The organism is Streptomyces sp. NPDC026673 (assembly GCF_040638135.1).
Taxonomy (GTDB): domain Bacteria; phylum Actinomycetota; class Actinomycetes; order Streptomycetales; family Streptomycetaceae; genus Actinacidiphila.
This window is the reverse complement of sequence record NZ_JBEZXR010000052.1, coordinates 1-22,705: the sequence shown is the minus strand read 5'-3', so window position 1 is coordinate 22,705 and position 22,705 is coordinate 1. Positions and strand designations below refer to the sequence as shown.

Annotated in this window: 23 protein-coding genes and 1 tRNA gene; 12 read left to right on the top strand and 12 right to left on the bottom strand. The window is 71.5% G+C overall.

All coding sequences use genetic code 11. The annotated features are described in order from the left end of the window. The first annotated feature begins 35 nt into the window (after positions 1-35). Positions 36-539, top strand: coding sequence for a MarR family transcriptional regulator (locus AB0F62_RS29035; protein WP_361805498.1), 504 nt, complete (start codon positions 36-38; stop codon positions 537-539). On the opposite strand, the gene AB0F62_RS29030 is transcribed toward AB0F62_RS29035, so the two are convergent. Then, positions 478-1,071: an N-acetyltransferase family protein gene (locus AB0F62_RS29030; RefSeq protein ID WP_361805495.1), complete on the bottom strand. Its 594-nt coding sequence runs from the start codon at positions 1,069-1,071 to the stop codon at positions 478-480. The two genes, AB0F62_RS29035 and AB0F62_RS29030, sit on opposite strands and share 62 nt — an antisense overlap. 189 nt (positions 1,072-1,260) lie before the next feature. On the opposite strand from AB0F62_RS29030, the gene AB0F62_RS29025 reads away from it, so the two are divergent. Both AB0F62_RS29025 and AB0F62_RS29020 read left to right on the top strand, forming a co-directional pair. Next, positions 1,261-2,247 (top strand): sigma-70 family RNA polymerase sigma factor, encoded by a 987-nt coding sequence (locus AB0F62_RS29025; protein WP_361805492.1) that lies wholly within the window; start codon positions 1,261-1,263, stop codon positions 2,245-2,247. A 279-nt stretch (positions 2,248-2,526) separates the two neighbouring features. Next, positions 2,527-2,736, top strand: a complete 210-nt coding sequence (locus AB0F62_RS29020) for a hypothetical protein (RefSeq protein WP_361805489.1) — start codon at positions 2,527-2,529, stop codon at positions 2,734-2,736. 13 nt (positions 2,737-2,749) lie between these two features. On the opposite strand, the gene mscL is transcribed toward AB0F62_RS29020, so the two are convergent. Further along, a complete protein-coding gene (gene mscL / locus AB0F62_RS29015) occupies positions 2,750-3,229 on the bottom strand; it encodes a large conductance mechanosensitive channel protein MscL (RefSeq protein WP_361805486.1) in 480 nt (159 codons plus the stop codon). A 186-nt stretch (positions 3,230-3,415) separates the two neighbouring features. Further along, a complete protein-coding gene (locus AB0F62_RS29010) occupies positions 3,416-4,039 on the bottom strand; it encodes a hypothetical protein (protein ID WP_361805483.1) in 624 nt (207 codons plus the stop codon). A gap of 203 nt (positions 4,040-4,242) precedes the next feature. Here AB0F62_RS29010 and AB0F62_RS29005 point away from each other — a divergent pair, with 203 nt between their 5' ends. After that, entirely contained in the window at positions 4,243-4,932 is a 690-nt protein-coding gene (locus tag AB0F62_RS29005; RefSeq protein WP_361805480.1) for a pyridoxamine 5'-phosphate oxidase family protein, read from the top strand. Positions 4,933-4,956: 24 nt separating this feature from the next. On the opposite strand, the gene AB0F62_RS29000 is transcribed toward AB0F62_RS29005, so the two are convergent. From AB0F62_RS29000 to AB0F62_RS28980, 5 genes are all read right to left on the bottom strand, one after another. Then, positions 4,957-5,817 (bottom strand): universal stress protein, encoded by an 861-nt coding sequence (locus AB0F62_RS29000; RefSeq protein WP_361805477.1) that lies wholly within the window; start codon positions 5,815-5,817, stop codon positions 4,957-4,959. Positions 5,818-5,976: 159 nt separating this feature from the next. Continuing rightward, positions 5,977-6,990, bottom strand: a complete 1,014-nt coding sequence (locus tag AB0F62_RS28995; protein WP_361805474.1) for a zinc-dependent alcohol dehydrogenase family protein — start codon at positions 6,988-6,990, stop codon at positions 5,977-5,979. A gap of 180 nt (positions 6,991-7,170) precedes the next feature. Continuing rightward, positions 7,171-7,494 (bottom strand): FmdB family zinc ribbon protein, encoded by a 324-nt coding sequence (locus tag AB0F62_RS28990; protein ID WP_361805471.1) that lies wholly within the window; start codon positions 7,492-7,494, stop codon positions 7,171-7,173. Between the two features lie 66 nt (positions 7,495-7,560). After that, positions 7,561-8,814, bottom strand: a complete 1,254-nt coding sequence (locus AB0F62_RS28985; protein WP_361805621.1) for an MFS transporter — start codon at positions 8,812-8,814, stop codon at positions 7,561-7,563. 275 nt (positions 8,815-9,089) lie between these two features. Beyond that, positions 9,090-10,628 (bottom strand): potassium/proton antiporter, encoded by a 1,539-nt coding sequence (locus AB0F62_RS28980; RefSeq protein WP_361805618.1) that lies wholly within the window; start codon positions 10,626-10,628, stop codon positions 9,090-9,092. A 126-nt stretch (positions 10,629-10,754) separates the two neighbouring features. On the opposite strand from AB0F62_RS28980, the gene AB0F62_RS28975 reads away from it, so the two are divergent. Continuing rightward, positions 10,755-13,610, top strand: coding sequence for a penicillin acylase family protein (locus tag AB0F62_RS28975; protein ID WP_361805468.1), 2,856 nt, complete (start codon positions 10,755-10,757; stop codon positions 13,608-13,610). 69 nt (positions 13,611-13,679) lie between these two features. Here AB0F62_RS28975 and AB0F62_RS28970 read toward each other — a convergent pair whose 3' ends face one another. Further along, on the bottom strand, positions 13,680-14,318 hold the full coding sequence (locus tag AB0F62_RS28970) for a 5-formyltetrahydrofolate cyclo-ligase (RefSeq protein WP_361805465.1): 639 nt from the start codon (positions 14,316-14,318) through the stop codon (positions 13,680-13,682). Between the two features lie 80 nt (positions 14,319-14,398). Here AB0F62_RS28970 and AB0F62_RS28965 point away from each other — a divergent pair, with 80 nt between their 5' ends. The 7 genes from AB0F62_RS28965 (at position 14,399) to AB0F62_RS28935 (ending at position 19,424) form a co-directional block, all read left to right on the top strand. Continuing rightward, positions 14,399-15,307 (top strand): UTP--glucose-1-phosphate uridylyltransferase, encoded by a 909-nt coding sequence (locus AB0F62_RS28965; protein WP_361805462.1) that lies wholly within the window; start codon positions 14,399-14,401, stop codon positions 15,305-15,307. Further along, complete coding sequence (gene glp / locus AB0F62_RS28960; RefSeq protein ID WP_361805459.1) at positions 15,304-16,650, top strand: gephyrin-like molybdotransferase Glp; 1,347 nt, start codon at positions 15,304-15,306, stop codon at positions 16,648-16,650. Before AB0F62_RS28965 ends, glp begins: the two co-directional genes overlap by 4 nt. 56 nt (positions 16,651-16,706) lie before the next feature. Beyond that, positions 16,707-17,189, top strand: coding sequence for a cyclic pyranopterin monophosphate synthase MoaC (moaC, locus tag AB0F62_RS28955; RefSeq protein ID WP_361805456.1), 483 nt, complete (start codon positions 16,707-16,709; stop codon positions 17,187-17,189). Beyond that, positions 17,186-17,674 carry a MogA/MoaB family molybdenum cofactor biosynthesis protein gene (locus tag AB0F62_RS28950; protein WP_361805453.1) on the top strand — a complete coding sequence of 163 codons (489 nt, stop codon included), beginning with the start codon at positions 17,186-17,188 and terminating at the stop codon, positions 17,672-17,674. The genes moaC and AB0F62_RS28950 overlap by 4 nt, the downstream gene beginning before the upstream one ends. Further along, a complete protein-coding gene (locus AB0F62_RS28945) occupies positions 17,671-18,291 on the top strand; it encodes a GNAT family protein (protein ID WP_361805615.1) in 621 nt (206 codons plus the stop codon). Before AB0F62_RS28950 ends, AB0F62_RS28945 begins: the two co-directional genes overlap by 4 nt. A gap of 140 nt (positions 18,292-18,431) precedes the next feature. After that, entirely contained in the window at positions 18,432-19,286 is an 855-nt protein-coding gene (locus tag AB0F62_RS28940) for a hypothetical protein (protein ID WP_361805450.1), read from the top strand. A 64-nt stretch (positions 19,287-19,350) separates the two neighbouring features. Beyond that, positions 19,351-19,424 (top strand) — tRNA-Ala (locus AB0F62_RS28935). Between the two features lie 691 nt (positions 19,425-20,115). On the opposite strand, the gene AB0F62_RS28930 is transcribed toward AB0F62_RS28935, so the two are convergent. The 3 genes from AB0F62_RS28930 to AB0F62_RS28920 form a co-directional block, all read right to left on the bottom strand. Further along, a complete protein-coding gene (locus AB0F62_RS28930; RefSeq protein ID WP_361805447.1) occupies positions 20,116-21,174 on the bottom strand; it encodes a CU044_5270 family protein in 1,059 nt (352 codons plus the stop codon). Further along, a complete protein-coding gene (locus AB0F62_RS28925; RefSeq protein WP_361805444.1) occupies positions 21,171-21,824 on the bottom strand; it encodes an RNA polymerase sigma factor in 654 nt (217 codons plus the stop codon). Before AB0F62_RS28925 ends, AB0F62_RS28930 begins: the two co-directional genes overlap by 4 nt. Before the next feature lie 221 nt (positions 21,825-22,045). Then, a complete protein-coding gene (locus AB0F62_RS28920; protein ID WP_361805441.1) occupies positions 22,046-22,537 on the bottom strand; it encodes a MarR family transcriptional regulator in 492 nt (163 codons plus the stop codon). Between the last annotated feature and the right edge of the window lie 168 nt (positions 22,538-22,705).

Below are 22,705 nucleotides of genomic sequence, written 5' to 3'. Positions count from 1 at the left end.
TTGAAAGTTCAAGGTCGACTTCGTAGAGTGGGACCATGACCACGAGAGGCCCCGAACCTCGCTGGCTCAGCGAGCAGGAGCAGCGCGCCTGGCGCGCGTACATGGCGTCCACCCAGCTGGTCTCGGACACGCTCGACCGGCAGCTCCAGCGGGACGCCCACATGCCCCACGCGTACTACTCGCTGCTGGTGTGGCTCTCGGAGACCCCCGACCGCCGGATGCGCATGACGGAGCTGGCGGAACGCTCGAAGATTACGCGCAGCCGGCTCTCCCATGCCATCTCCCGGCTGGAGGAGAACGGCTGGGTCCGGCGCGAGAACTGCCCCTCGGACCGGCGCGGCCAGCTCGCGGTCCTGACGGACGAGGGCTTCGCCGCGCTCGCGGCGGCGGCGCCGGGCCATGTGGAGGCGGTGCGCGGGGCGATCTTCGACCGGCTCTCGGAGGAGCAGGTGCGCCAGCTCGGCGACATCTGCCGGGTCATCGCCGAGGGGCTGCAGCCGAAGGCCGGCCCCGCGGTGGATCTTCCGTGGCTGCGCTGAGCCGCGGGCTCAGCTCCTTCTCGTACCAGGCGACGTCCCAGTAGCGGCCGAACTTCCGGCCGACCTCGCGGTAGACGCCCAGCGGCCGGAAGCCGAAGCGGGTGTGCAGGCGGACGGACGGCTCGTTGGGCTGTGCGATGCCGGCGTAGGCGCGATGGAGGTCCTCGCCCCGCAGGGCGTCGAAGAGCGCCGTGTAGAGGAGGGTGCCGACGCCGCGGCCTGCCGCCTCCGGGGCGCAGTACACGGAGGTCTCCACCGAGGTGGCGTACGCCGCCTTCGGGCGGAAGGCGCTGCTGGTGGCGTATCCGAGCAGCCCGTTCGTGCCGTTCGGTTTCCGCCCGTGGGCAACCAAAAGGCGGTGTGGTCCGTCTTCCGGGTGGGAGAGCAGCCAATGGCGGCGCTGTTCCAGGGACAGCGGCTCCAGGTCGAACGTGATCGGCGTCTCACGGACGTAGTGGTTGTAGAGGTCGGTGAGGGCCTGCAGATCCTCTCCCCCACCGGGCCTGACCTGCACTTCGACGGACTCGGACAATGATCCACCTCCGGCTGTGGCCGGACAGGGTACTGCAAGATCGTAAAAAACGGGGCCGTGCATGGGAATTGTGTCCGGATTCCAGTCGTTATCCCTTTTCGAGTGGGCAGCCGAAAGGCACGCGTGAAGCTGCTGGAGGGGCAGCTCATTCGATCCGACACCCGACCGAACCTTCGCAAGGGAGCACGCATGGCAACCCGTGCCGTCGCCCGCAGCACCAGAGGCGGGAACAGCAGCGCTCGCGCTGGCCACGGCGAGATGGCCGACCGTGACCTCGTCGGCATGTACCTCGACGAGATCGCGCGCACGCCGCTGCTCGACGCCGCGCAGGAAGTCGAGCTTTCCAGGGCGATCGAGGCCGGCGTCTACGCCGAGCAGCTCCTCGCGAGCGAGGAGCTGGGTCAGGGAGCGGACGCAGGCCGAGAGGAACTGGAGGCGATAGCCGCCGCGGGTGCGCGGGCCAAGGACGTCTTCATCCGTTCCAACCTGCGCCTGGTCGTCGCCGTCGCGCGACGCTATCCGCGCAGCGGTCTTCCGCTGCTCGACCTGATCCAGGAAGGCAACGCAGGCCTGGTACGCGCCGTCGAGAAGTTCGATTACACCAAGGGCTTCAAGTTCTCCACGTACGCGACGTGGTGGATCCGCCAGGCGATCACCCGGTCCATCGCGGACCAGTCGCGCACGATCCGGCTCCCCGTCCACCTGGTGGAGGAGCTGGGCCGTGTACGCCGGGTGCAGCGCGAGTTCAACCGCGAGCACGGGCGTGACCCGGAGCCCGCGGAGATCGCGGCCGAGCTCGGCTCCACACCGGAACGGATCTCCGACGTCCTGGACTGGGCGCGCGACCCCGTGAGCCTGAACATGTCGGTGGACGACGAGGGCGAGACCCAGTTCGGCGATCTCGTCGAGGACACTTCGGCGGCCTCGCCGGAGGACTCCGTACTCGTCATGCTGCGGCGTGAGGAACTGGAGGATCTCATCGACCGGCTCGACGACCGGACGGCGTCCATCATCCGGGCGCGGTACGGCATCGTGGACGGCCGCGAGCGCACGCTGACCGAGGTCGGCAAGCAGCACGGGCTGACGCGTGAGCGGATCCGGCAGATCGAGAAGCACGCGCTGGCGGACCTCAAGCGCATGGCGCGTGCGACGGGGCTGTCCATCGAGGCGGCCTGACATCCGGCGGGCGCCGGCGACGGCGCCCGCTCCACCACAGACTCGAGCCCCGGTGCCACCCCCCTGTGCCGGGGCTCGACCCTTGCCCGGAGCCGGGCCCGCGCGGAGGCCGCGACGCCCGGTGACCGATCCTGGCCACCCCGCCGGCGCCGGGAAGGGAACGACGGTCGCCGGGTGACGGCCGGCGGTGAGCGGGCCAGGTCGTGCGCCGCTCACCTGCGTCTGCCCGGCCCCTCGCCGTGATCGGGCGCCGTGGGCCACCCCCGTACCCTGGACGGTATGAGCAGCGCCCCCGATCCTGCTTCCGGGCCCGCCGAGGCCCCCGCCCCGCGTACACCGCGCGACCCCGCGCCCGCGCTGGTCTTCGACGACCCGCTGGACCGGCAGTCGTCCGACGACACCGACACCGGCTGGGGCGAGCGCGCCGGCCAGGGCGGTGCGGGGGATCTCGCGCGCTTCCTCGACGAGAAGCCCCCGCACCACATCTGAGGCGGGCCGGTCCTTACGGACGCGACCGGTTGGCGCCGCCGTGATCGTAGGGGGACGGGATGCCCGGGGCGCCGCCGTTGCCCTGCTGCTGGCGGGCCAGCAGGTCGCGTATCTCGGTCAGCAGCTCCAGCTCCGTCGGCCCGGCCACGGCCTCCTCCTTGCCCGTCTTGCGCCGCTCGTTGAGCTTGTTCATCGGCAGGATCAGCAGGAAGTACACGACCGCGGCCGTGATCAGGAAGGTGAGGGCGGCGCCGGCGACGGAGCCCCACAGGAGGCCCACACCCTTCGTGAGTTCGCCGTTGACGGTGGTGCAGGGGGGTTCGACGCACAGGACGTAGCCGTCGAGGTTCTTGGTGCCGATGGCACCGATCACCGGATTGATGAGGCCCTTCACGAACGCGTCGACGATCTTGCTGAACGCGGCGCCGACGACGACGGCCACGGCGAGCTCGACGACATTGCCGCGCAGCAGGAAGGCTTTGAAGCCCTTCAAGGGACGATTTCCTTTCGAAGAACGACCGTGCAGTTCGGCCCGGGGACCCGTGGGGCCTGATGGTGTCCGCCGGGCACAGCCGGCGACGGGCCGGCGGTGACGGAGGTGGGCGAGCGGTTCGGCCTCCGAGGGTAAGGGGTCATCGCCACACGCCCTTCGGTCGGTTGCCTTTCCCGCCGCCCCGCGCTACCGCAGCGCCACCGCCAGGGGCGAGGCGGCCGCCGCGCCGGACAGCGCGGCCGCGGTCCGGCGCGGTACCGACAGCACGATCAGCGCGCCGCCCCCGACTCCGCCCCCGTCCACACCGGTCGCCGACAGGGCCGCGGTATCGGAGGTGGCGGAGGGGAGGGAAGGGACGGACAGCACGGGCGCCGCGCGGGCGACGACGCGCGCCGCCGCCAGGATGTCCACCCGGTCTCCGGGCCGCACCAGCCCGGCCGCCGCCGCGTCCGCGATCCGGACCGGCGCCCGCACCATTTCCCGCGCCGTCGCTGCGGGCGCGGGAGCGGGACCCTCCCGTCCGCAGCGGCCGGACTGCGGGTGATCCGTCCGCGGCGCGGCGGCGGCCAGCGCCGCGGCGGTCATCGCCAGGCCGGCGGCCAGCATCCGCCGCCGCCGGCGGAGCGCCCGGCCCAGCCGATGCCGCCCGCCACCCGCCCTGATTGGCGCGAAGAGCGGGACCGCGCACGGGGCGGGCGCTCCCGCCCCCACGCCGGCCGGCGGCACCGGACCGCCTCCGCCGTCCGTCCACAGCGCGGCACCACCGTTGTCCACCATCTCGACCACCCCCGTCATCGGTCCCTCGTCCACCGGCGCATCCGGCCTGGTGGGAACCACCATCGCGCATCTCGCGCCAGCCCTTCGGCGCACTGTGGAGTACTGGCCGGTTGTGGATAACTCGGTCACTCGTTCGAGGGGACGGGAGGGAGGGGCCTGGCGGCGGGACGTCCGCGGTGGTGTGCTTGCTGATAGCGAATCGAAGCGTCCGAGCCCGAGAGTGGGAGGTGGTCGACGTGCCCAGGCAGACATTGCGCGACGGCCCGTCCGAAAGGTCGAGAGCCCATCCGGGGGACGTCAGCCGCCGTGTCGCGCAGCGGCGGGAGCAACTGGGGCTCAGCCGCGAGGAGGTGGCCGCGCGCGCCGGTATGACGCCGAGCTATGTGCGGTATGTGGAGGAGCAGTGCCACCACACGATCGGGACCAACGCCCTGCTCCGGCTGGCGGGAGCGTTGCGGACCACGGCCAGCCATCTGCTCGGGGGCGACGCCGAGCACGTCCCCGGAGAGACGGAGACCCTGGGCCCACCGGTGCTGGAGGAGCTGCGCCCCGAGGACTGCTGGACCCGGCTCTCCGGTCATGACGTCGGCAGGGTCGCGCTCACCACCGGCGGCGGCCACCCCGCGGTCGTCCCGGTGAACTACGCGGTCGTCGATCGGGCCATCGTCTATCGCACGGCGGCGGACGCGCCCCCGTCCCCTGCCGAGGACAGCGAGGTCGCCTTCGAGGTCGATCAGCTCGACGCCTGCCTCAGCGCGGGATGGAGCGTGCTGGTCATCGGGGTGGCCGAGCATGTCACCGACCCCGAGGATGTGCGCGCGCTGGCGGGAGAGGCCCAGCCCGGCCCATGGTCAGGGGGTGAGGACGATCTGTGGATACGCATCGTCCCCACCCATGTCACGGGCAGCCTCATACGCGCCGGGTAGCGCGCGGAGGACGGAGCCCACCGGTCACTTTCCGTGGACGACCGCAACAGGGCAGTGAGCGTGGTGCAGCACGGCATGGCTCACATGGGCCAGCCGGCCGGTGGCGCGCTGATGCCGCCTGGCACTCACGACGAGCAGGTCGGCATGGGCCGAGGCATCCACCAGCGCAGCGCTCGCGGAGGCCGCCTTGACCAGGTCCACGGTCACGGTCAGATCGGGGAACTCCTCGCGGACCGTGTCGGCGACGTGCTGCTCGGCCGCGGCCTCCCGGTCACCGACCGAGGTGGCGTCGTCCAGCCCCGGCACCATCTGGCCCATCGCGCCGATCAGGCTCCACGCGGTCAGAAGGCGCAACGTCGCCTTCCGCAGCCGCGCCTCCTCGGCGGCGAAGCGCACGGTGGCCAGGTCGGTCCTGTCCCGGACCCCGACCAGGACGACACCGGTGGACGGTTGTTCGCTGCCCCGCACGACGACCACGGGTCCTCGGGCATGCGCGGCCACGCGTAGCCCGACCGAGCCCAGCAGCAGTGCGTGGAAGCCACCACTTCCACGGCAGCCGACCACGGCCAGCCCGTCGGTCCCGGCCTGCTCCAGCAGGCTGTCGGCGGGCTTGCCCTTGCCGAGCGAGGTGGAGACCGACAGGTCCGGGTAGCGGGCGGTGGCCGAGGCCGCCGCTTCGTCCAGCAGCGCGCGGCCTCCGTCGAGGACGAGTCGCGCGGTCTCGGGGGACAGGTGGCTGCCGGAGCGGGTGTCGAGGCCGGTCGCGTGCAGGATGTGCAGCGGGCGATCGCGCAGTACGGCCTCGCCGGCGGCCCACATCACTGCGGCCGTGGCCCGGGGCGAGCCGTCCGTGCCGACCACGACCGGTCCGTGGGTGGTGTCCATCGGGGTGCCTCCTTGTCGCCTCGCTCGGCTCGGCTCCGTTCCCCACCCCGATTCATTCCGTCCCGTCCCGCTCCGGCCGTCGCACGGCACCGAGACGGCGCCCTGTCCGGGCCGGACCTCGTGCCGGACCTCGTCAGCCTGGCCTCGTGCCCGGCCTCCTCAGCCCGGCACCAGCACCGCGGCCCCGTTGACACGGTCGGCGGCCAGGTCGGAGAGGGCCCGGTCCGCGTGGTCCAGGGGATACCGGGTGGCGGTCACCCGGATCCCGATTCTGGCGGCCAGGGCCAGGAACTCCTCCCCGTCCTGCCGAGTGTTGGAGGTGACGCTGCGCAGATTCCGTTCCTGGAACAGATGCCGCTGGTAGTTCAGTGCCGGGATGTCGCTGAGGTGGATGCCGGCGATCGCCAGCGTCCCACCCCGGTCCAGTGCCTCCAGCGCCGGCGGCACGAGATCTCCCACCGGCGCGAAGAGGATGGCGGCGTCCAGGGGCTCCGGGGGCCGGTCCGCCGCCGCCCCGGCGGAGGCGGCACCCAGTTCCAGCGCGAGTTCGCGCGCCCGTCCCGACCGGGTCAGCACATGCACGGTCGCGCCCTCGGCCAGTGCGACCTGGGCGGCGATGTGCGCGGAGGCACCGAAGCCGTAGATGCCCAGCCGCCCGCCGGACGGCAGGTCGCTGCGGCGCAGGGCGCGGTAGCCGATGATGCCCGCGCACAGCAGGGGTGCCAGGTGCACGGCGTCCCGGCCGTCGGCGTCCTCGGGCAGGGCGTAGGCGTAGTCCTCGGGCACGGAGGTGAAGTCCGCGAAGCCGCCGTCGGCGTCCCAACCGGTGTAGGTCGAGTGCGGGCACAGGTTCTCCCGGCCGCTCAGGCAGTACGCGCAGGTCCCGCACGTGCCGCGCAGCCAGGCGACGCCCACCCGGTCGCCCTCGGCGAAGCGGCCGACCAGTTCGCCCGTGCCGATCACCCGCCCCACCACCTCATGCCCGGGAACGGTCTCCCGGCGGTGCGGCGGCAGGTCCCCCTCGGCCAGATGGAGATCGGTACGGCACACGCCGCACGCCTCCACGCGGAGCAGCAGTTCATGTGGGCCGGGCACCGGCTTGGGGCGCCCGACGCGTACCAGTGGCTCCGTGATCATGGGCCCGGGCCGGTCGACGACCCAACCACTCAGCATGTCTCCAGTCTGCGGCCGGAGGCCTCGCCGCTGCACCACGAAACCGGGCACGCCCGCCCGCGGGCATGTGAAAGGCCCCCGTCATCCGTGACGGGGGCCTCTCACCGGGCTTTACCGGGCATGGGCATGCCGGGCTTCAGCGGGCTTCCACCGGGCAGGCTGCCGGATGACCGGCTTCGCTCAGGCGGCCGACGTGCTCGCCGAGCCGGAGGAGCTGCTCGAGGAACCGGCGGAGGAGCTGCTCGAGGAGCTGCTCGTGGCGGCCGAAGAGGACTTCGACTCCGAGCCGCTGCCGCTCTTGGCGGCCGGCGTGCTGCTGGACGACGAGCCGCGGCTGTCGGTCCGGTAGAAACCGGACCCCTTGAAGACGACGCCGACCGCGGAGAAGACCTTGCGCAGCCGGCCGCTGCAGGCCGGGCACTCGGTCAGCGGGTCGTCCGTGAACTTCTGCACCGCCTCGAGGCCCTCGCCGCAGGCGGTGCACTGGTACTGGTACGTCGGCACTTGCTCCTCCTGGCACTCTGACTCATTGAGTGCTAACGACGGTCAATAGTGCAGCATTCCGCGGCGTCAGTCCACTGTGACCGGCTCGCGGTGACCGACGCCACTGCCGGGACCGGTCGCCTCGCCGCGTGCCGCGACCACCCCCGTCGGCCTCGGCGCGAGCCGTCCGCGCAGTGCCACCAACGTGATCAGCGCCAGCGCGGTGCCCACCAGCGGCACCGTGAATCCGGCGCTCGCCCCTACCCCGTCGGCCAGCCGTCCCGCGGCCGTGGCGGCGGCCGCCTGCCCCAGCGCCACCGCGCCGGTCAGCCAGGTGAACGCCTCCGTGCGGATCCCGGCCGGCACCAGCGACTCGACCAGGGTGTAGCCGGTGATCAGCGTCGGCGCGATGGTGAGCCCGACCAGCAGACCGAGCGCGCCCAGCAGCGGCACGGCGTGCGCCGCCCACAGCATCGAGGTGGCCAGGGTCAGCGCCGTGTAGCCGACGACCATGCGCCGCTTGGGCCCGGACTTCCAGGCGATCGCGCCGCACGCGATGCCGGCGAGCATGTTCCCGGCCGCGAAGGTGCCGTAGAGCAGGCCGTTGATGCCGGGCCGCCCGATCTCCTCGGTGAAGGCCGTCATGGAGACCTGCATGCCGCCGAAGACGGCCCCGATCCCGAGGAAGGCCAACGCCAGCACCCGCACGCCCGGCACAGCCAGTGCCGAGGACCGGCGCTCCCGAGCCCCCGGGACCGCCCGGGACGGGGCGGGCGCGGTCCGCCGCTGCGCGGCGAAGAGCAGGCCGCCGACCAGCGTCAGCACGGCCTCGGACAGCAGGCCCGCCGCCGGGTGCACCCCGGTGGCCAGCGCCGTGGCCAGCACCGGCCCGATGACGAAGGTGAACTCGTCGGTTACCGACTCGAAGGCCGCCGCGGTCTGCAGCAGCGGCGACTCAGCGGGCAGCGTGGCCGCCCAGCGGGCCCGCACCATGGGGCCGACCTGCGGCACCGAGGCGCCGGTGGGCACCGCCACGGCCAGCAGCGCCCACAGCGGCGCGTGCGCCAGCGCCAGCGCGGCGAGCAGCGTCCCCGACGCCGAGTGGACGATCACCCCCGGGAGCAGGACCACGCCCTGGCCGAGGCGGTCGGAGAGCTTGCCGCTCAGCGGGGCGAAGAGGGCCATGGAGACGCCGGTGAGGGCGGACACGGCTCCGGCGGTCCCGTAGGAGCCGGTGGTGTGCTGCACCAGCAGCACGATGCCGATGGTCAGCATCGCGAAGGGCTGCCGCGCGGCGAACCCGGGCAGCAGGAAGGTCCACGCACCCGGCGTGCGGAGCAGCCGCCCGTACCCCGGGCGTGCCGAGGGCCGTGCGGAACGTGAAGACCCCGGAGGCCGGGACGAGCGGGACGAACGGGACGTACGAGTGACCGTGGACGCCACGGCCGGGCCTTTCCGCCGCCTGGTAGCGCACCCTGGACGCCTTGGTCGCGTTCCTGTGCGCCGAGAGCTGTCCTCTCGCGCATGACCGAGGTAGATACCGGGTCTGTCCGGCCGCCGGGCGGTCGCGCCAGCTCTGCATCAGACAGAGTTGGTGTTGACTGTCGTCGCCCATGCTAACGGCTGGTACCACCGCCCGATTCCAGCCATCCGGCCAGCTTGCCGCCGCGTCCGACCGCCCGCAGTCGCGCCTCCGCCTTGTCCCGCACGGGGTCGGTCGCGACGACGAGAAGTTCGTCACCGTGCCGCAGCACCGTCGTCGGCAGCGGTACGAAGCTCCTGCCCTCGCGGACGACCAGCGTGACCGCGGCGCCCGGCGGCAGGCGCAGTTCGCTGACCTCCACGCCGTGCATACGGGAGCGCGGCGGGATCCGCACCGACAGCAGATGCCCGCGCAGCCGCTCCAGCGGCGCCGACTCGATCCCCAGGTCCTCCGCCGCCCCCGGGTCCCCGAGCCGCAGCCTTCTGGCCACCCAGGGGAGCGTCGGGCCCTGCACGAGGGTGTAGACGATCACCAGGACGAAGACGATGTTGAAGATGCGCTCGCTCTGCCGGACGCCCGCCACCATCGGAATGGTGGCCAGCACGATGGGCACCGCCCCGCGCAGTCCCGCCCAGGACAGCAGCACCTGGTCGCGGAAGGGTGTGCGGAACGGCAGCAGGCTGGCCGTCACCGACACCGGCCGCGCCACCACCGTCAGGACCAGGCCGACCACGAGCGCCGGCACGATGTCGTCGCCCAGTTCGTGCGGGGTCACCAGCAGGCCCAGCAGCACGAACAGGCCGATCTGCGCCAGCCAGGCCAGGCCTTCGGCGAAGCCCCGGGTGGCCGGGCGGTGCGGGAGCTTGGCGTTGCCCAGCACGACGGAGGCGACGTACACGGCGAGGAAGCCCGAGCCGTGCGCGAGCGCCCCGCCCGCGTAGGCGAGGACCGCGATCGCCAGGACCGCGATCGGGTACAGGCCGGAGGCGGGCAGCGCGACGCGGCGCATCGCGAACGCGCCGAGCATGCCGACGGCCAGGCCGATCGCGGCGCCGATGGCCAGTTCCAGGGCGATCTCGCCCAGCAGCAGGCCCCAGTTGTGCACCGGCCAGTGCTGGGAGAAGGCGACGACCAGGATGACCACCGGGGCGTCGTTGAACCCGGACTCCGCCTCGAGTACGCCGGTCACCCTGCTCGGCAGCGGCACCCTGCGCAGCACGGAGAAGACCGCCGCCGCATCCGTGGACGAGACGACGGCGCCGATGAGGAGCGACTGCCGCCAGTCGAGCCCGACCAGGTAGTGCCCGGCCGTCGCCGTGATGCCGACGCTGACCGCGATGCCGAGGGTCGCCAGCACCGCCGCCGCGGGAACCGCCGGTTTGATCTCCCGCCACTGGGTCCCGAGACCACCCTCCGCCAGAATCACCACAAGTGCGGCATATCCCAACACTTGGGTCAATTCGGCGTTGTCGAAGGCGACTCCCAGTCCGTCCTGCCCTATCGCGACCCCGATGCCCAGGTAGAGGAGCAGGCTCGGCAGGCCGCTGCGCGAGGAGAGGCGCACGGCGACCACCGCTATGAGCAGCACAAGGGCGCACACCAGCAGGAGTTCATTGAGGCGGTCGACAGTCAGGAGCCGGTCCTTCCAACGAAGTTCATTGCCCAGCCTAATATTTTACCTGCGCTTGAGGTTCTGGCGATCACCGTCCACAGGTCAGGACACCGCCTGGGGAGCTACGGGTCGGTACGCCTAAGGTGGCCCCTAGCAATCGGTCCACCCTGCCCTCGAAGGACATCGATGCCCGCCAAGAAGAAGTCCCGCCGCACGCGCCTCATCGTGATCGGGGTCGTGCTCGTGCTCGTGGCGGGCATCGTCTACGGGTCGTACTGGAGCGTCGCGACCGTCCGCGCCTCCCTCCCGCAGACGACTGGAACACTGCAGCTCAGCGGCCTGTCCGGGCCTGTCCAGGTGAAGCGGGACGGCAACGGCATCCCGCAGATCTACGCCGACACCCCCGAGGACCTGTTCCGGGCCCAGGGGTACGTCCAGGCCCAGGACCGGTTCTACGAGATGGACGTGCGCCGGCACCTGACCGCCGGCCGGCTGTCGGAGATGTTCGGCAGCGGCCAGGTCGAGACCGACGCCTTCCTGCGCACGCTCGGCTGGCGCCGGGTCGCGCAGAAGGAGTACGACACCAAGCTGTCGCCCGCCACCAAGAAGTACCTCCAGGCCTACTCCGACGGCGTCAACGCCTACTTGGACGGCCACTCCGGCGCCGACCTGTCCGTCGAGTACGCCGCGCTGAAGTTCAGCAACGACTATGTGCCGCAGAAGTGGACACCGGTCGACTCGGTGGCCTGGCTCAAGGCCATGGCCTGGGATCTGCGCGGCAACATGCAGGACGAGATCGACCGGTCGCTGCTGTCGAGCCGACTGAGCCCGGGGCAGATCTCCGACCTCTATCCCGCGTACCCGTTCGACCGGAACAAGCCGATCGTCGAGGCCGGAACGGTCGACAGCGTCACGAACACCTACCAACCGCCCGGAACCGCCCCGGACACGGAAACCGGAACGGGCACCGGCACCGGAACGGGCACCGGAACCGACGGCACAGGCACAGGCACAGGCACAGGCACAGGCACAGGCACAGGCACAGGCACCGGCACCGGCACCGAGGGCACCTCCACCTCCGAGGCGACGTCGAACGTCCAGTCCCAGCTGTCGTCGCTCTCCGACACCCTGGACGAGATCCCCGCACTGCTCGGCCCCAACGGCAACGGCATCGGCTCCAACTCGTGGGTCGTCTCCGGCGAGCACACCACCACCGGCAAGCCGCTGCTGGCCAACGACCCCCACCTCGCCCCGCAGATGCCCTCGCTCTGGTACCAGATGGGCCTGCACTGCAACAGCGTCGGCAAGGCTTGCCCCTTCGACGTCGCCGGCTACACCTTCTCCGGCATGCCCGGTGTGATAATCGGCCACAACCAGTCGATCGCCTGGGGCATGACCAATCTCGGTGCCGATGTGACCGACCTCTACCTGGAGAAGGTCACCGCTGCCGACACCTACCTCTACGACGGAAAGCAGCAGCGCTTCGTCACCCGCAAGGAGACGATCAAGGTCGCCGGCGGCGGCGACCGCACGATCACCGTGCGGAGCACCCAGGACGGCCGCCCGGTCATCTCCGACCGGAGCGGCGAGCTGCGCACGGTGGGCGACCAGGCCCCGGTGCCGAACTCCGCGCCGGACCGCGGGGACGGCTACGCGGTCTCCCTCAAGTGGACCGCCCTCCTCCCGTCCAACACCATGGACGCCGTCTTCGAACTCGACTCGGCGACCGACTGGGAGCAGTTCCGTGCCGCGGCCGAGGACTTCGCCGTCCCGTCCCAGAACCTGATCTACGCCGACAACAAGGGCCCGAAGGGCCACATCGGCTACCAGGCCCCCGGCCGGATCCCGGTCCGCGCCAAGGGCTACGACGGCACGCGCCCGGCCCCGGGCTGGGACCCCCAGTACCGGTGGAAGGGCTGGATCCCCTCCTCGGCGATGCCGTACGAACACGACCCCGAGCGCGGCTACATCGTCACCGCCAACCAGGCCGTGGTCGACCAGAAGGCTTACCCGTACCTGCTGACCGAGGACTGGAGCTACGGCACCCGCAGCCAGCGGATCAACGACCTGATCCAGTCCAAGATCAAGGACAACGGCCTGATCTCCATGGACGACATGCAGGAGATGCAGGGCGACAGCAGCAGCGAGATCGCCAAGCTTCTCGTGCCGTACCTGCTGAAGATCGACATCAAGGACGACAAGGACGACTACGTCCGCAACGCCCAGAAGCTGCTGGAGGGCTGGGACTACAACCAGGACTCCGACTCCGCCCCCGCGGCCTACTTCAACGCCGTCTGGCGCAACATCCTCAAGCTGGCCTTCGGCAACAAGCTGCCCAAGGAACTGCGCCCCGAGGGGCAGTGCCTGACCGTCCCGGCCGCCGACCGGTCGGGCCCGGTGGACGACCTCGACGGCACGTCCAAGCTGGTGCGCGAGTGCGGCCGGCGTGCCGCGGACCAGGCGCAGCCGGACGGCGGCGACCGCTGGTTCGAGGTCGTGCGCTCGATCCTGAAGGACGAGGACAACCAGTGGTGGACCGCGTCCCCCACGGCCTTCTTCGACAAGGACAGCGGCAAGCCGCGCACCACCCGCGACGAGCTGTTCGCCCAGGCCATGAAGGACGCCCGCTACGAGCTGACGGCGAAGCTCGGCAAGAACATCGACACCTGGAGCTGGGGCCGCCTCCACACGCTGGAGCTGCGCAACCAGACGCTGGGCACCGGCGGCCCGGCCGTCGTGCGGTGGATGCTCAACCGCGGCCCGTGGCAGCTCGGCGGCGGCGAGGCGGCGGTCAACGCGACCGGCTGGAACGCGGCCGGCGGCTATGAGGTCGTCTGGGTGCCGTCGATGCGGATGGTGGTCTCCCTGGACGACTTCGACAAGTCCCGGTGGATCAACCTGACGGGCGCCTCCGGCCACGCCTACAGCGCCCACTACAGCGACCAGACCACCAAGTGGGCCAAGGGCGAGTTGCTGCCCTGGGCCTTCACCCGGCAACCGGTCGACTCGGCCACCGAGAACACCCTCGCGCTGACGCCGTAGCGGCCGCGGCAGCCTCAGCCGCAGCCATCACGGCAGCCGACACCGACACCGCGACCGACACCGCGGCCGTCACCGGCGGCCGAGAGGGGGCGGGCCTTCGGGCCCGCCCCCTCGGCGTTTCCCGAAGCGCCGTACGCCCTCCGGGGTGACCACGGCGTCCACCGGCCGGTCGTGGGGCTCGGCGGGCACCCGCTCCAGCACCTCGTGCGCGTAGAGCAGCACCACCAGCGCGGGGCTTGCCCCGGCCGCGTCCAGCCGGGCCAGCACGCGGTCGTACGAGCCCCCGCCGCGCCCCAGTCGCAGGCCCCGGCCGTCGACCGCCAGGCCCGGCAGCAGGACCGCGTCCGCCCTGGTCACCGCGGCGGGGCCGAGCCGGGGACCGGTCGGCTCGTACAGCCCGCGGGCGGTCCGCACCAGGCCCTCGGGGCCCTCGTAGAGAGCCCAGTCCAGATCGTTGTCCGGGAGCAGGACCGGCAGCAGCACCCGCTCCCCGCGTTCGCGCAGCACGTCCAGCAGGGCGCGGGTCCCGGGCTCACCGCCCATCGAGACATAGGCCGCGACCGTGCGCGCATCGGACAATTCCGTCAGATCGAGGGCGTGTTGCGCGACGGCGCGCTCGGCCGCCGCGCGGTCATCCGCCGTCAACCCGCGCCTCACCTGGAGGAGACGCTCCCGCAATGCACTCTTGCTAACCTTGTTGTTACTCATTTGACGCGCAATCATCGCCTATCGTCATCAATCAACCGGAACTTCATCTTCACCTCATATACAGCGGTTATCGTTGGTTCATGACTCATGCGCGTACCCGGATCAGCAAGGCTGTCATCCCCGCTGCCGGTCTCGGCACCCGTTTCCTGCCCGCCACCAAGGCCACACCCAAGGAAATGCTGCCGGTCGTCGACAAGCCCGCGATCCAGTACGTGGTCGAAGAGGCCGTCGCCGCGAACCTCTCCGACGTCCTCATGGTCACCGGCCGGAACAAGCGGCCGCTCGAGGACCACTTCGACCGCAACTACGAGCTCGAGTCCGCGCTGACCGCCAAGGGCGACGAGGCCCGCCTGGCGCGGGTCCAGGAATCCAGCGACCTCGCCACCCTGCACTACGTCCGGCAGGGCGACCCGCGCGGCCTGGGCCACGCCGTGCTGTGCGCCGAGCCGCACGTCGGCGACCAGCCCTTCGCGGTGCTGCTCGGCGACGACCTGATCGACCCCCGCGACCCGCTGCTGAGCCGCATGATCGACGTGCAGGAGCGGCACGGCGGCAGCGTGGTCGCGCTGATGGAGGTCGACCCGAGCCAGATCCACCTCTACGGCAGCGCCGCCATAGTCCCCACCGGCGAGGACGACGTGGTCCGCGTGACCGATCTCGTCGAGAAGCCCGCCGCGGGCGAGGCCCCGTCCACGTACGCGGTCATCGGGCGCTATGTGCTGGACCCGTCGATCTTCGCGGTGCTGGGCAAGACCCAGCCCGGCCGCGGCGGAGAGATCCAGCTGACCGACGCGCTGCGCGAACTGGCCCGGGAGGACGGTCCGGACGGGCCCGTGCACGGCGTCATCTTCACCGGCCGGCGCTACGACACCGGAGACCGTGGCGACTACCTGCGTGCGATTGTCCGACTGGCATGCGAACGTGAAGACCTGGGGCCGGACTTCCGGTCCTGGCTGCGCACGTATGTCAGCGAGGAGATGCAAGATTGAGCAGTGGCACGGCCGACCGCGTCTGGTCCGTCTCGGAGCATCTCGACAACATCCTGCGGCAGCTGAAGCCGCTGGAACCGATCGAGCTGCAACTCCTCGACGCACAGGGGTGCGTCCTCGTCGAGGACGTCATGGTGCCCGTGGCGCTGCCGCCCTTCGAGAACAGCTCGATGGACGGCTACGCGGTACGCACCACCGACACCCGGGGCGCCGAGGAATCGCATCCGGCCGTGCTCACCGTCATCGGTGACGTGGCGGCCGGCAGCGGCGAACTGCCCACCGTGGGCCCCGGGCAGGCCGCCCGGATCATGACAGGTGCCCCGCTGCCGCCCGGTGCCGAGGCCGTCGTCCCCGTCGAGTGGACGGACGGCGGCACCGGCGGCAGCGCACCGGTCGTCGGCATGCCCGCCGCGAGTCGGAGCCCCGACGCGGCGGGCGGCGAGGTCCGGGTCTACCGGCACGTCGAGCCGGGCGCCCATGTCCGCGCCCGGGGCAGCGACGTCGCCGCGGGCGAGCTGGCGCTGAGCGCCGGCACGGTGCTGGGCCCGCCGCAGATCGCCCTTCTCGCCGCGGTCGGCCGGGCCGCCGTACGGGTGCGCCCGCGGCCGCGGGTGGTCGTGGTGTCCACCGGCAGCGAGCTGGTCCCGCCCGGAGAGGAACTGGGCCCCGGCCGCATCCACGACTCCAACAGCTACATGCTCACCGCCGCCGCCCGCGACGCCGGCGCCCAGTCGTACCGGGTGGGCGCGGTCGCGGACGACGCGGAGACCTTCCGGGCCACCGTCGAGGACCAGCTGATCCGAGCGGACCTCGTGGTCACCAGCGGCGGCGTCAGCGTCGGCGCGTACGACGTGGTGAAGGAAGCCCTCGGCGACGAGATCGAGTTCCGCAAGCTGGCCATGCAGCCCGGCAAGCCGCAGGGCTTCGGTTTCATCGACGCGGGCGCCCGGGTCGGCGAGACGGAGGGCGGCGAGGACGGAGAGACGGCCCCGCCGGAGCCCGAGCGCACCCCGCTGGTCGCCCTGCCCGGCAACCCGGTCAGCGCCTATGTCTCCTTCGAGCTGTTCGTACGGCCCGCGATCCGCACCCTCATGGGAGTGGAGCCGGTCTTCCGGACCACTCTGCGGGCCGTGTGCGAGAGCGAGGTGGTCTCCTCGCCCAAGGGCCGGCGGCAGTTTCTGCGCGGCCGCTTCGACCCCTCCTCCGGCCGGGTCACCCCTGTGGGCGGCGCCGGATCGCACCTGGTCAAGGCGCTCGCACACGCGAACGCGCTGATCGTGGTGCCCGAGGACACGACGGAGGTCGCGGCGGGCTCGGAGGTCGACGTCGTGCTGCTCGACTGAGCGGGTACCGTTACTGCCCACGCGAGCACGCGGCGAGCAGTGGGAGTGCCGTACCGATGACAGAACAGCAGCATCTGACGCACATCGACGACGCGGGGGCGGCCCGCATGGTCGACGTCTCGGAGAAGGACGTCACCGCCCGCACCGCCCGTGCCACCGGCCGGGTCCTGGTGTCGCCGCGCGTCATCGAGCTGCTGCGGGGTGAGGGCGTGCCCAAGGGCGACGCCCTCGCCACCGCGCGTATCGCCGGGATCATGGGCGCCAAGCGCACGCCCGACCTCATCCCGCTCTGCCACCCGCTGGCGGTCTCCGGGGTGAAGGTCGACCTCGCCGTGGGCGACTCCTCCGTGGACATCACCGCCACGGTGAAGACGACCGACCGCACGGGCGTCGAGATGGAGGCCCTCACGGCGGTCACCGTCGCCGCGCTCACGGTCGTCGACATGGTCAAGGCCGTCGACAAGGGCGCGGTCATCACGGACGTACGGGTCGAGCAGAAGACCGGCGGGAAGTCCGGGGACTGGAGCCGCGGCCGATGAGGGCACTCGCGATCACCGCGTCCAACCGCGCGGCCGCCGGGGTCTACGAGGACCGGGGCGGCCCGCTGATCGTCGCCGGGCTGCGCGACATGGGCTTCACGGTCGACGGCCCGCGCGTCGTCCCGGACGGCGAGCCCGTCGGCGGCGCGCTGCGGGAGGCGGTCGCCGAGGGGTACGACGTCGTCGTCACCACCGGAGGCACCGGCATCTCGCCCACCGACCGCACCCCGGAGGTCACCCGCGCCGTCCTGGACTACGAGGTCCCCGGCGTCGCCGAGGCCATCCGGGCGGCGGGCCGCGAGAAGGTGCCCACGGCGGCGCTCTCCCGTGGCGTCTGCGGGGTCGCCGGGCGCACCCTGGTGGTGAACCTCCCCGGGTCCACCGGCGGCGTCAAGGACGGCCTGGCCGTGCTGGCCCCGATCCTCGTCCATGCCGTCGAACAGATCCGCGGCGGCGACCACCCCACGTCTGGGAGACCGAGCTGAACGGGTCCTGGCCGGCCGAGCTGGCGGACGGGGACGTCCTCCTCCGCCCGATAAGGATGCGCGACCAGCGTGCCTGGCGCGAGGTGAACCGGCGCAACCGCGAATGGCTGCGGCCGTGGGAGGCCACCGTGCCCCCCGCGCCACCGGGGCACCTCACCCAGCGGCCCACCTACCGGCAGATGGTCCGCCATCTGCGCCACGAGGCCGCGGCCGGCCGCATGATGCCGTTCGTCGTCGAGTACCAGGGGAGGCTCGCCGGACAGCTCACCGTCGCCGGCATCACCTGGGGCTCCATGTGCAGCGCCCACATCGGCTACTGGGTGGACGAGGCCGTCGCCGGCCGCGGGGTCATGCCGACCGCCGTCGCGCTCTCCGTCGACCACTGCTTCCGCGCGGTGGGACTGCACCGCGTCGAGATCTGCATCCGGCCGGAGAACATGCCGAGCCGGCGGGTGGTGGAGAAACTCGGCTTCCGCGAGGAAGGGCTGCGCCCCCGCTATCTCCATATCGACGGAGCCTGGCGTGACCATCTGGTCTTCGCGTTGACGGCGGAGGAGGTGCCGGAGGGAATGCTGCACCGCTGGCACCAGGCCCGACCTGGTACGGCTCACAAATAAAATATCTGTTCGAAAAAGATCCTCGATCCGACTCCGACATGAACGCAATCAGAAAAAAATTTCGGAGTATCAGCCAGATCGTGCGACACACCGCGCCAAATTGCGTATGCCCTGTCGTGAACCCCCCTACCGTGTGATGCGTGAGCAGCAGCGGCCTCATCTACGCAGTCATCGTCGGGGCCTGGGCTGCCTACTTGGTGCCGATGTGGCTCCGTAGGCAGGACGAGCTCAACGAAGCGCGCCCGACGGAACGCTTCAGCACCGCCATCCGGCTGCTGTCCGGACGCGCGGCACTGGAGCGCAGGTACGCCAAGACGGCGGACGACCCGGAAGCGGAGGCCGAGGCGGAGCCCGCGGTCGACGTCCGGGCCCTCGCCGTACCCGCGACGGAGGTGAAGCCGAAGGCCCCCCAGAAGGGGAAGCCGGGCGGCCGGGGAGTCCAGAGCGCTCCGGGGAAGTCGAAGAAGCCCAATCCGCGGGCCAAGGTGCTCGCCGCCCGCCGCCGGACCATCACGCTGCTCTTCCTGGCCTTCACCGCGGGCATGATCGTCGCCGCCGTCGGCGGTCTCGGCTTCCTCTGGGCCCCTGCCGCCCCCGCGTTGCTGCTCACCTTCTACATCGCCTATCTGCGCGTCCAGGAGCGCCGCCGCTTCGTGGTCAAGCTGGACCAGCGTCGCGCGGCCGACGCCGCCAAGCGCCTGCGCGAGGCCCGTACGACCCGCGAGCCCGCGCCCGAGGTGCCCGACGTGGCCGAGCCCACACCGCCCGCCGAGGAGCCGGCCACGGCCGACCGGCGCGCCCTCGTCGAGCAGACCGACCACGCCGAATGGGTCGACCAGCAGCGCATCGCCGTCGAGGACACGTGGGAAGTCCCGGCCCCGCGGCCCAGCTTCTCCACCGCCCCCGTCACCCCGCGCCGCTCCCGCGACCGCTCCCGCACCCCCCTGTTCGACCAGAACGCCGACCGCGACCGCCCCCGGGCCGCCAACGAGTGAACCGTCCGCTCACCGCGGTGAGCGGAGCACCCCCGTCGGGATGCTAGAGTTTTCCTCGTTGCAAGGGCCTGTGGCGCAGTCCGGTAGCGCACCTCGTTCGCATCGAGGGGGTCAGGGGTTCGAATCCCCTCAGGTCCACAACAGCACAGCCCCTGGCGGGGAAATCCGCCAGGGGCTTTGTCGTGCCGTACGGCAGTGAAGTCCGGCAACTGCGGTCGATCTTGCTTGTCGAGGCGCCTGCCGAGCCTGCGCAGGGCCTTGCGTGTCGCCTCGGACGGGGCATGCGTGTAGATCTCCGTCGTCACCGCGATCTTGCTGTGCCGGAGGATCTGCGTGGCGATTCGGGGGAGTGACCCGCAGGTGTGGCGCGTGTCGTGGGGACGGATGCGCCGGACGCCTCGGGCTTGACCTCGGCGTGCGCCAAGCGGCGCCGGATGTCCTGGAGTTGGAGCCGCACCGCGATCTCCCCGGTATCCAGGTTCACGTTCTCCCGTGTGGGGCCCAGGACTTCGCCACGCCGGAAGCACACGGATCACGCCATGTCTTCCGACCCGACCCGACCCGACCCGACCCGACCGGACCTTGACCAGGGCAGCCACGTGCTTCGAGATCAGCTCCTCCGCCATGGCGGTTGGTCGGCGCCGACCACAACACGTCGCGAGCGTCGCGGACGGTTCGGTGGGCCGGGACTTGTCGGCAGAGGCGGCCGGCGGCGCTGCACCGCGGCGAGGTCCGTTCGGCGGGTCACCCTGTCCAACCGGGGAACGCCGACTCCTGGCCGGACTCCCCGCTCAGGAGAGCGGGGAGTCTGCCGGGCACTGCCGGGGGGTCAGCCCTCCGTGTCGGCGGTAACCTCACCGGGGCTGTCGACGACGCCGCTCACCATGACGGCGTCGATGCCGTACAGCGTGTCGGCGGGGCCGCCGGTGCCCTTGTCCGCGGTCATGTAGGACCGCGAGCCGAGATAGGCAAGGGTCTTCTTGTTGAAGATCCACTCGTCACGGGTGGCGGACGAGGGGTCCTTGCGCGTGATGCCGATGCCGTGACGGCCTGCCGCGTCGACGGCGTCGGGTACCACGGTGACTCCGGGGATCCCCTCGACGACCTTGTACAGCGCGGAGGCGGTGGCGGGCGGCATGATCGTCGAGCGCAGCAGCTCACCGATGTTCCTGAAGACGGTCTCGTCCTGCGACAGGTCGCCCCACGGCTTGGTCTGGGCGTAGAGCAGTGTGCGCAGGGCCTCGGGGTCCGTGGGCAGCGTGGCCAGCCACTTGTAGGTGGGGTGGTCCAGGCCGGCGCGCACGGGCGAGGTGGTGACGATGGGGCCCAGTTCGCCGGGCATGGCCGCGTCCTTGCCCGTGTCGCGGATCCAGCCCGTCCTGGTGGTGGGGCCGGAGCCCTGGGCGGTCCACACCTCGTGCTTGCCCAGCGCCCCGAGCCGGACCGGGCCGCCCAGGGCGCCCTTGTTCTCGCGGCCCAGGGACGCGACATACACGAACTGGTCGTCCCTCACCGGCTTCACGTCCCGTGACATGGCGGCGGCGGCGATCCGGTCGAGGGTGACGGACGCGACGTGGGCCTTCGCCGGCTCGGCGGCGGAGGACCGACGCGGAGCGGAGGTGTGGTCGCCGCCGGAAGCGGTGACCACCAGCACGCCGGTCAGCGCGGCTGCCACGGGCAGCGCCATCGCCGGGCGGAGCAGTCGACGGCGGGGCCGCGCCGTCGGCTTCCGGGTGTCGGAGATGGTGTCGCGGTCGATCTGACGCATCAGGACTTCCTTGTGGTGGAGATGACGGCTCGGCGAGAGGTCCCAGGCGGGCGAGCCCGCCAGCAGTTCTTCCGCGTCACTCCGGGCGGCGTCGGGGCCGTGCGGATCGTCGGCGTTCATGGGGTTTCCTCCTGCAGAAAGAGCGCCGCGAACGCGGCCTCACCCTCTATCCCTCCGCGAGCGTCGTCCGGTTCCACCCTCGTGTCGCGCGCTGGTGCGGCACTCAGTTCGGCCAGTCGGTTCCGGGCGCGCGAGAGCCGCGAGCGCACGGTGCCGACCGGGATGTTCAGGGCTTCGGCGGCCTGCTGGTAGTCGAGCCCGGCCGCCACGCACAGGGCGATCACTTCCCTGTCCTGACGGCGCAGCCGGCGCAGTGTGTCGTGGACGGCCGCCAGGCGGCGGGCGTCGTCGACCCGGCCGGCCGTCTCGTCCGCGAAGTCCTCGACGGGACGGGGCTCCGGGCTGCGTGCCAGGAAGGCGAGCTTGCGCCGCAGTCCGCGGTTGGCGTTGTGAGCCTTGTACGTGGCGATGCCCAGCAGCCACGGGGTGAGGGAGCCGCCCTCGGGCTCCACGGACTCCCGCGAGCGCCAGGCGGCGAGGAACGTCTCGGACATGACGTCCTCGGCCTCCGACCAGCTCCCGGTCAACCGCAGTGCGTGGCTGTAGACCGCTCGCGCGTTCTGCTCGTACAGGTCGGCGAACGCGGAGCGGTCTCCTGCACGTATACGCCCGCGCGACGGCTCTGCTGGTTCTCTTTGCGTCACATTCATTAACCCTCCGCCGCCCCGGTCGAGTTCCTGTGTCCGCTGTCACACAGCTGTCGGGGAGGCGCGAAGGTCATGGAAGCACACGCCGGCGGGCGGATCCGGCCTCCGGGCCGCAGGCCGCCTCCGGGCCGCGAGGCATGTGCCGCGCGCCGCCGGGAAGCCGGCAGTCCCCTCGAAGGCCGCGACTCCTCCCCGGGAAGACGTCCGCCGTGCCGCCTCTCCCGTCAGCGGCCACGGCCGAGGGCGACGTAGATGCGGTCGAAGACGGATCTGAGGCTCTCGAGCTCGCCCGGGTCCAGCGGGTCCAGGACCATCCGGCGCACCGCCTCGACGTGCGCGGGCGCGGTGGCCGCCAACTTGTCGTGGCCGTCGGGCGTGAGGATCGCCAGGGTGTAGCGGGGGTCCCCGGGGTCGGGCTTGCGGCGGACGAAACCCTGGTCCTCGAGGCGCCGCACCACGTGCGACAGCCGCGACAGCGACGAGTTCGCGGAGTCGGCCAGCGTGCTCATCCTCATCGTGTGCCGATCCTGCTCGGAGAGGCTGGCCAGGACGTGGTAGCCCATCCAGTTCAGGCAAGTGCCCCGAAGCTGTCGTTCCAGCTCGGAGGGGAGCAGGGCCAGTACTCGCGCCATCGACATCCACGCCGCGAGCTCTTCGTTGCTCAGCCAGCGCGGCTCGGGCGTGGTCGCCGCCAGTCGTGCCACGTTCCTCGTCATGGGGCTCAGCCTAGAGGAAGGGTTGAAGCTTCAAGTCAATCTGCTAATCTTCACTTGAAGCTTCAATCCATACCCCCCCCGCACCGCACAGATCGGGAATCACGCCTCATGACCAGGATCGGCATCATCCTCGGTAGCACCCGCCCCGGCCGGAACGGCGAGAAGGTC

What these genes read in the sequence shown, in the direction of transcription:
- AB0F62_RS29035 (WP_361805498.1), top strand. Translation starts at nt 36, where the DNA reads ATGACCACGAGAGGCCCCGAACCTCGCTGGCTCAGCGAGCAGGAGCAG.
- AB0F62_RS29025 (WP_361805492.1), top strand. Translation starts at nt 1,261, where the DNA reads ATGGCAACCCGTGCCGTCGCCCGCAGCACCAGAGGCGGGAACAGCAGC.
- AB0F62_RS29020 (WP_361805489.1), top strand. Translation starts at nt 2,527, where the DNA reads ATGAGCAGCGCCCCCGATCCTGCTTCCGGGCCCGCCGAGGCCCCCGCC.
- AB0F62_RS29000 (WP_361805477.1), bottom strand. Translation starts at nt 5,817, where the DNA reads ATGGACACCACCCACGGACCGGTCGTGGTCGGCACGGACGGCTCGCCC.
- AB0F62_RS28995 (WP_361805474.1), bottom strand. Translation starts at nt 6,990, where the DNA reads ATGCTGAGTGGTTGGGTCGTCGACCGGCCCGGGCCCATGATCACGGAG.
- AB0F62_RS28975 (WP_361805468.1), top strand. Translation starts at nt 10,755, where the DNA reads ATGCCCGCCAAGAAGAAGTCCCGCCGCACGCGCCTCATCGTGATCGGG.
- AB0F62_RS28970 (WP_361805465.1), bottom strand. Translation starts at nt 14,318, where the DNA reads ATGAGTAACAACAAGGTTAGCAAGAGTGCATTGCGGGAGCGTCTCCTC.
- AB0F62_RS28965 (WP_361805462.1), top strand. Translation starts at nt 14,399, where the DNA reads ATGACTCATGCGCGTACCCGGATCAGCAAGGCTGTCATCCCCGCTGCC.
- moaC (WP_361805456.1), top strand. Translation starts at nt 16,707, where the DNA reads ATGACAGAACAGCAGCATCTGACGCACATCGACGACGCGGGGGCGGCC.
- AB0F62_RS28950 (WP_361805453.1), top strand. Translation starts at nt 17,186, where the DNA reads ATGAGGGCACTCGCGATCACCGCGTCCAACCGCGCGGCCGCCGGGGTC.
- AB0F62_RS28930 (WP_361805447.1), bottom strand. Translation starts at nt 21,174, where the DNA reads ATGAACGCCGACGATCCGCACGGCCCCGACGCCGCCCGGAGTGACGCG.
- AB0F62_RS28925 (WP_361805444.1), bottom strand. Translation starts at nt 21,824, where the DNA reads ATGAATGTGACGCAAAGAGAACCAGCAGAGCCGTCGCGCGGGCGTATA.
- AB0F62_RS28920 (WP_361805441.1), bottom strand. Translation starts at nt 22,537, where the DNA reads ATGACGAGGAACGTGGCACGACTGGCGGCGACCACGCCCGAGCCGCGC.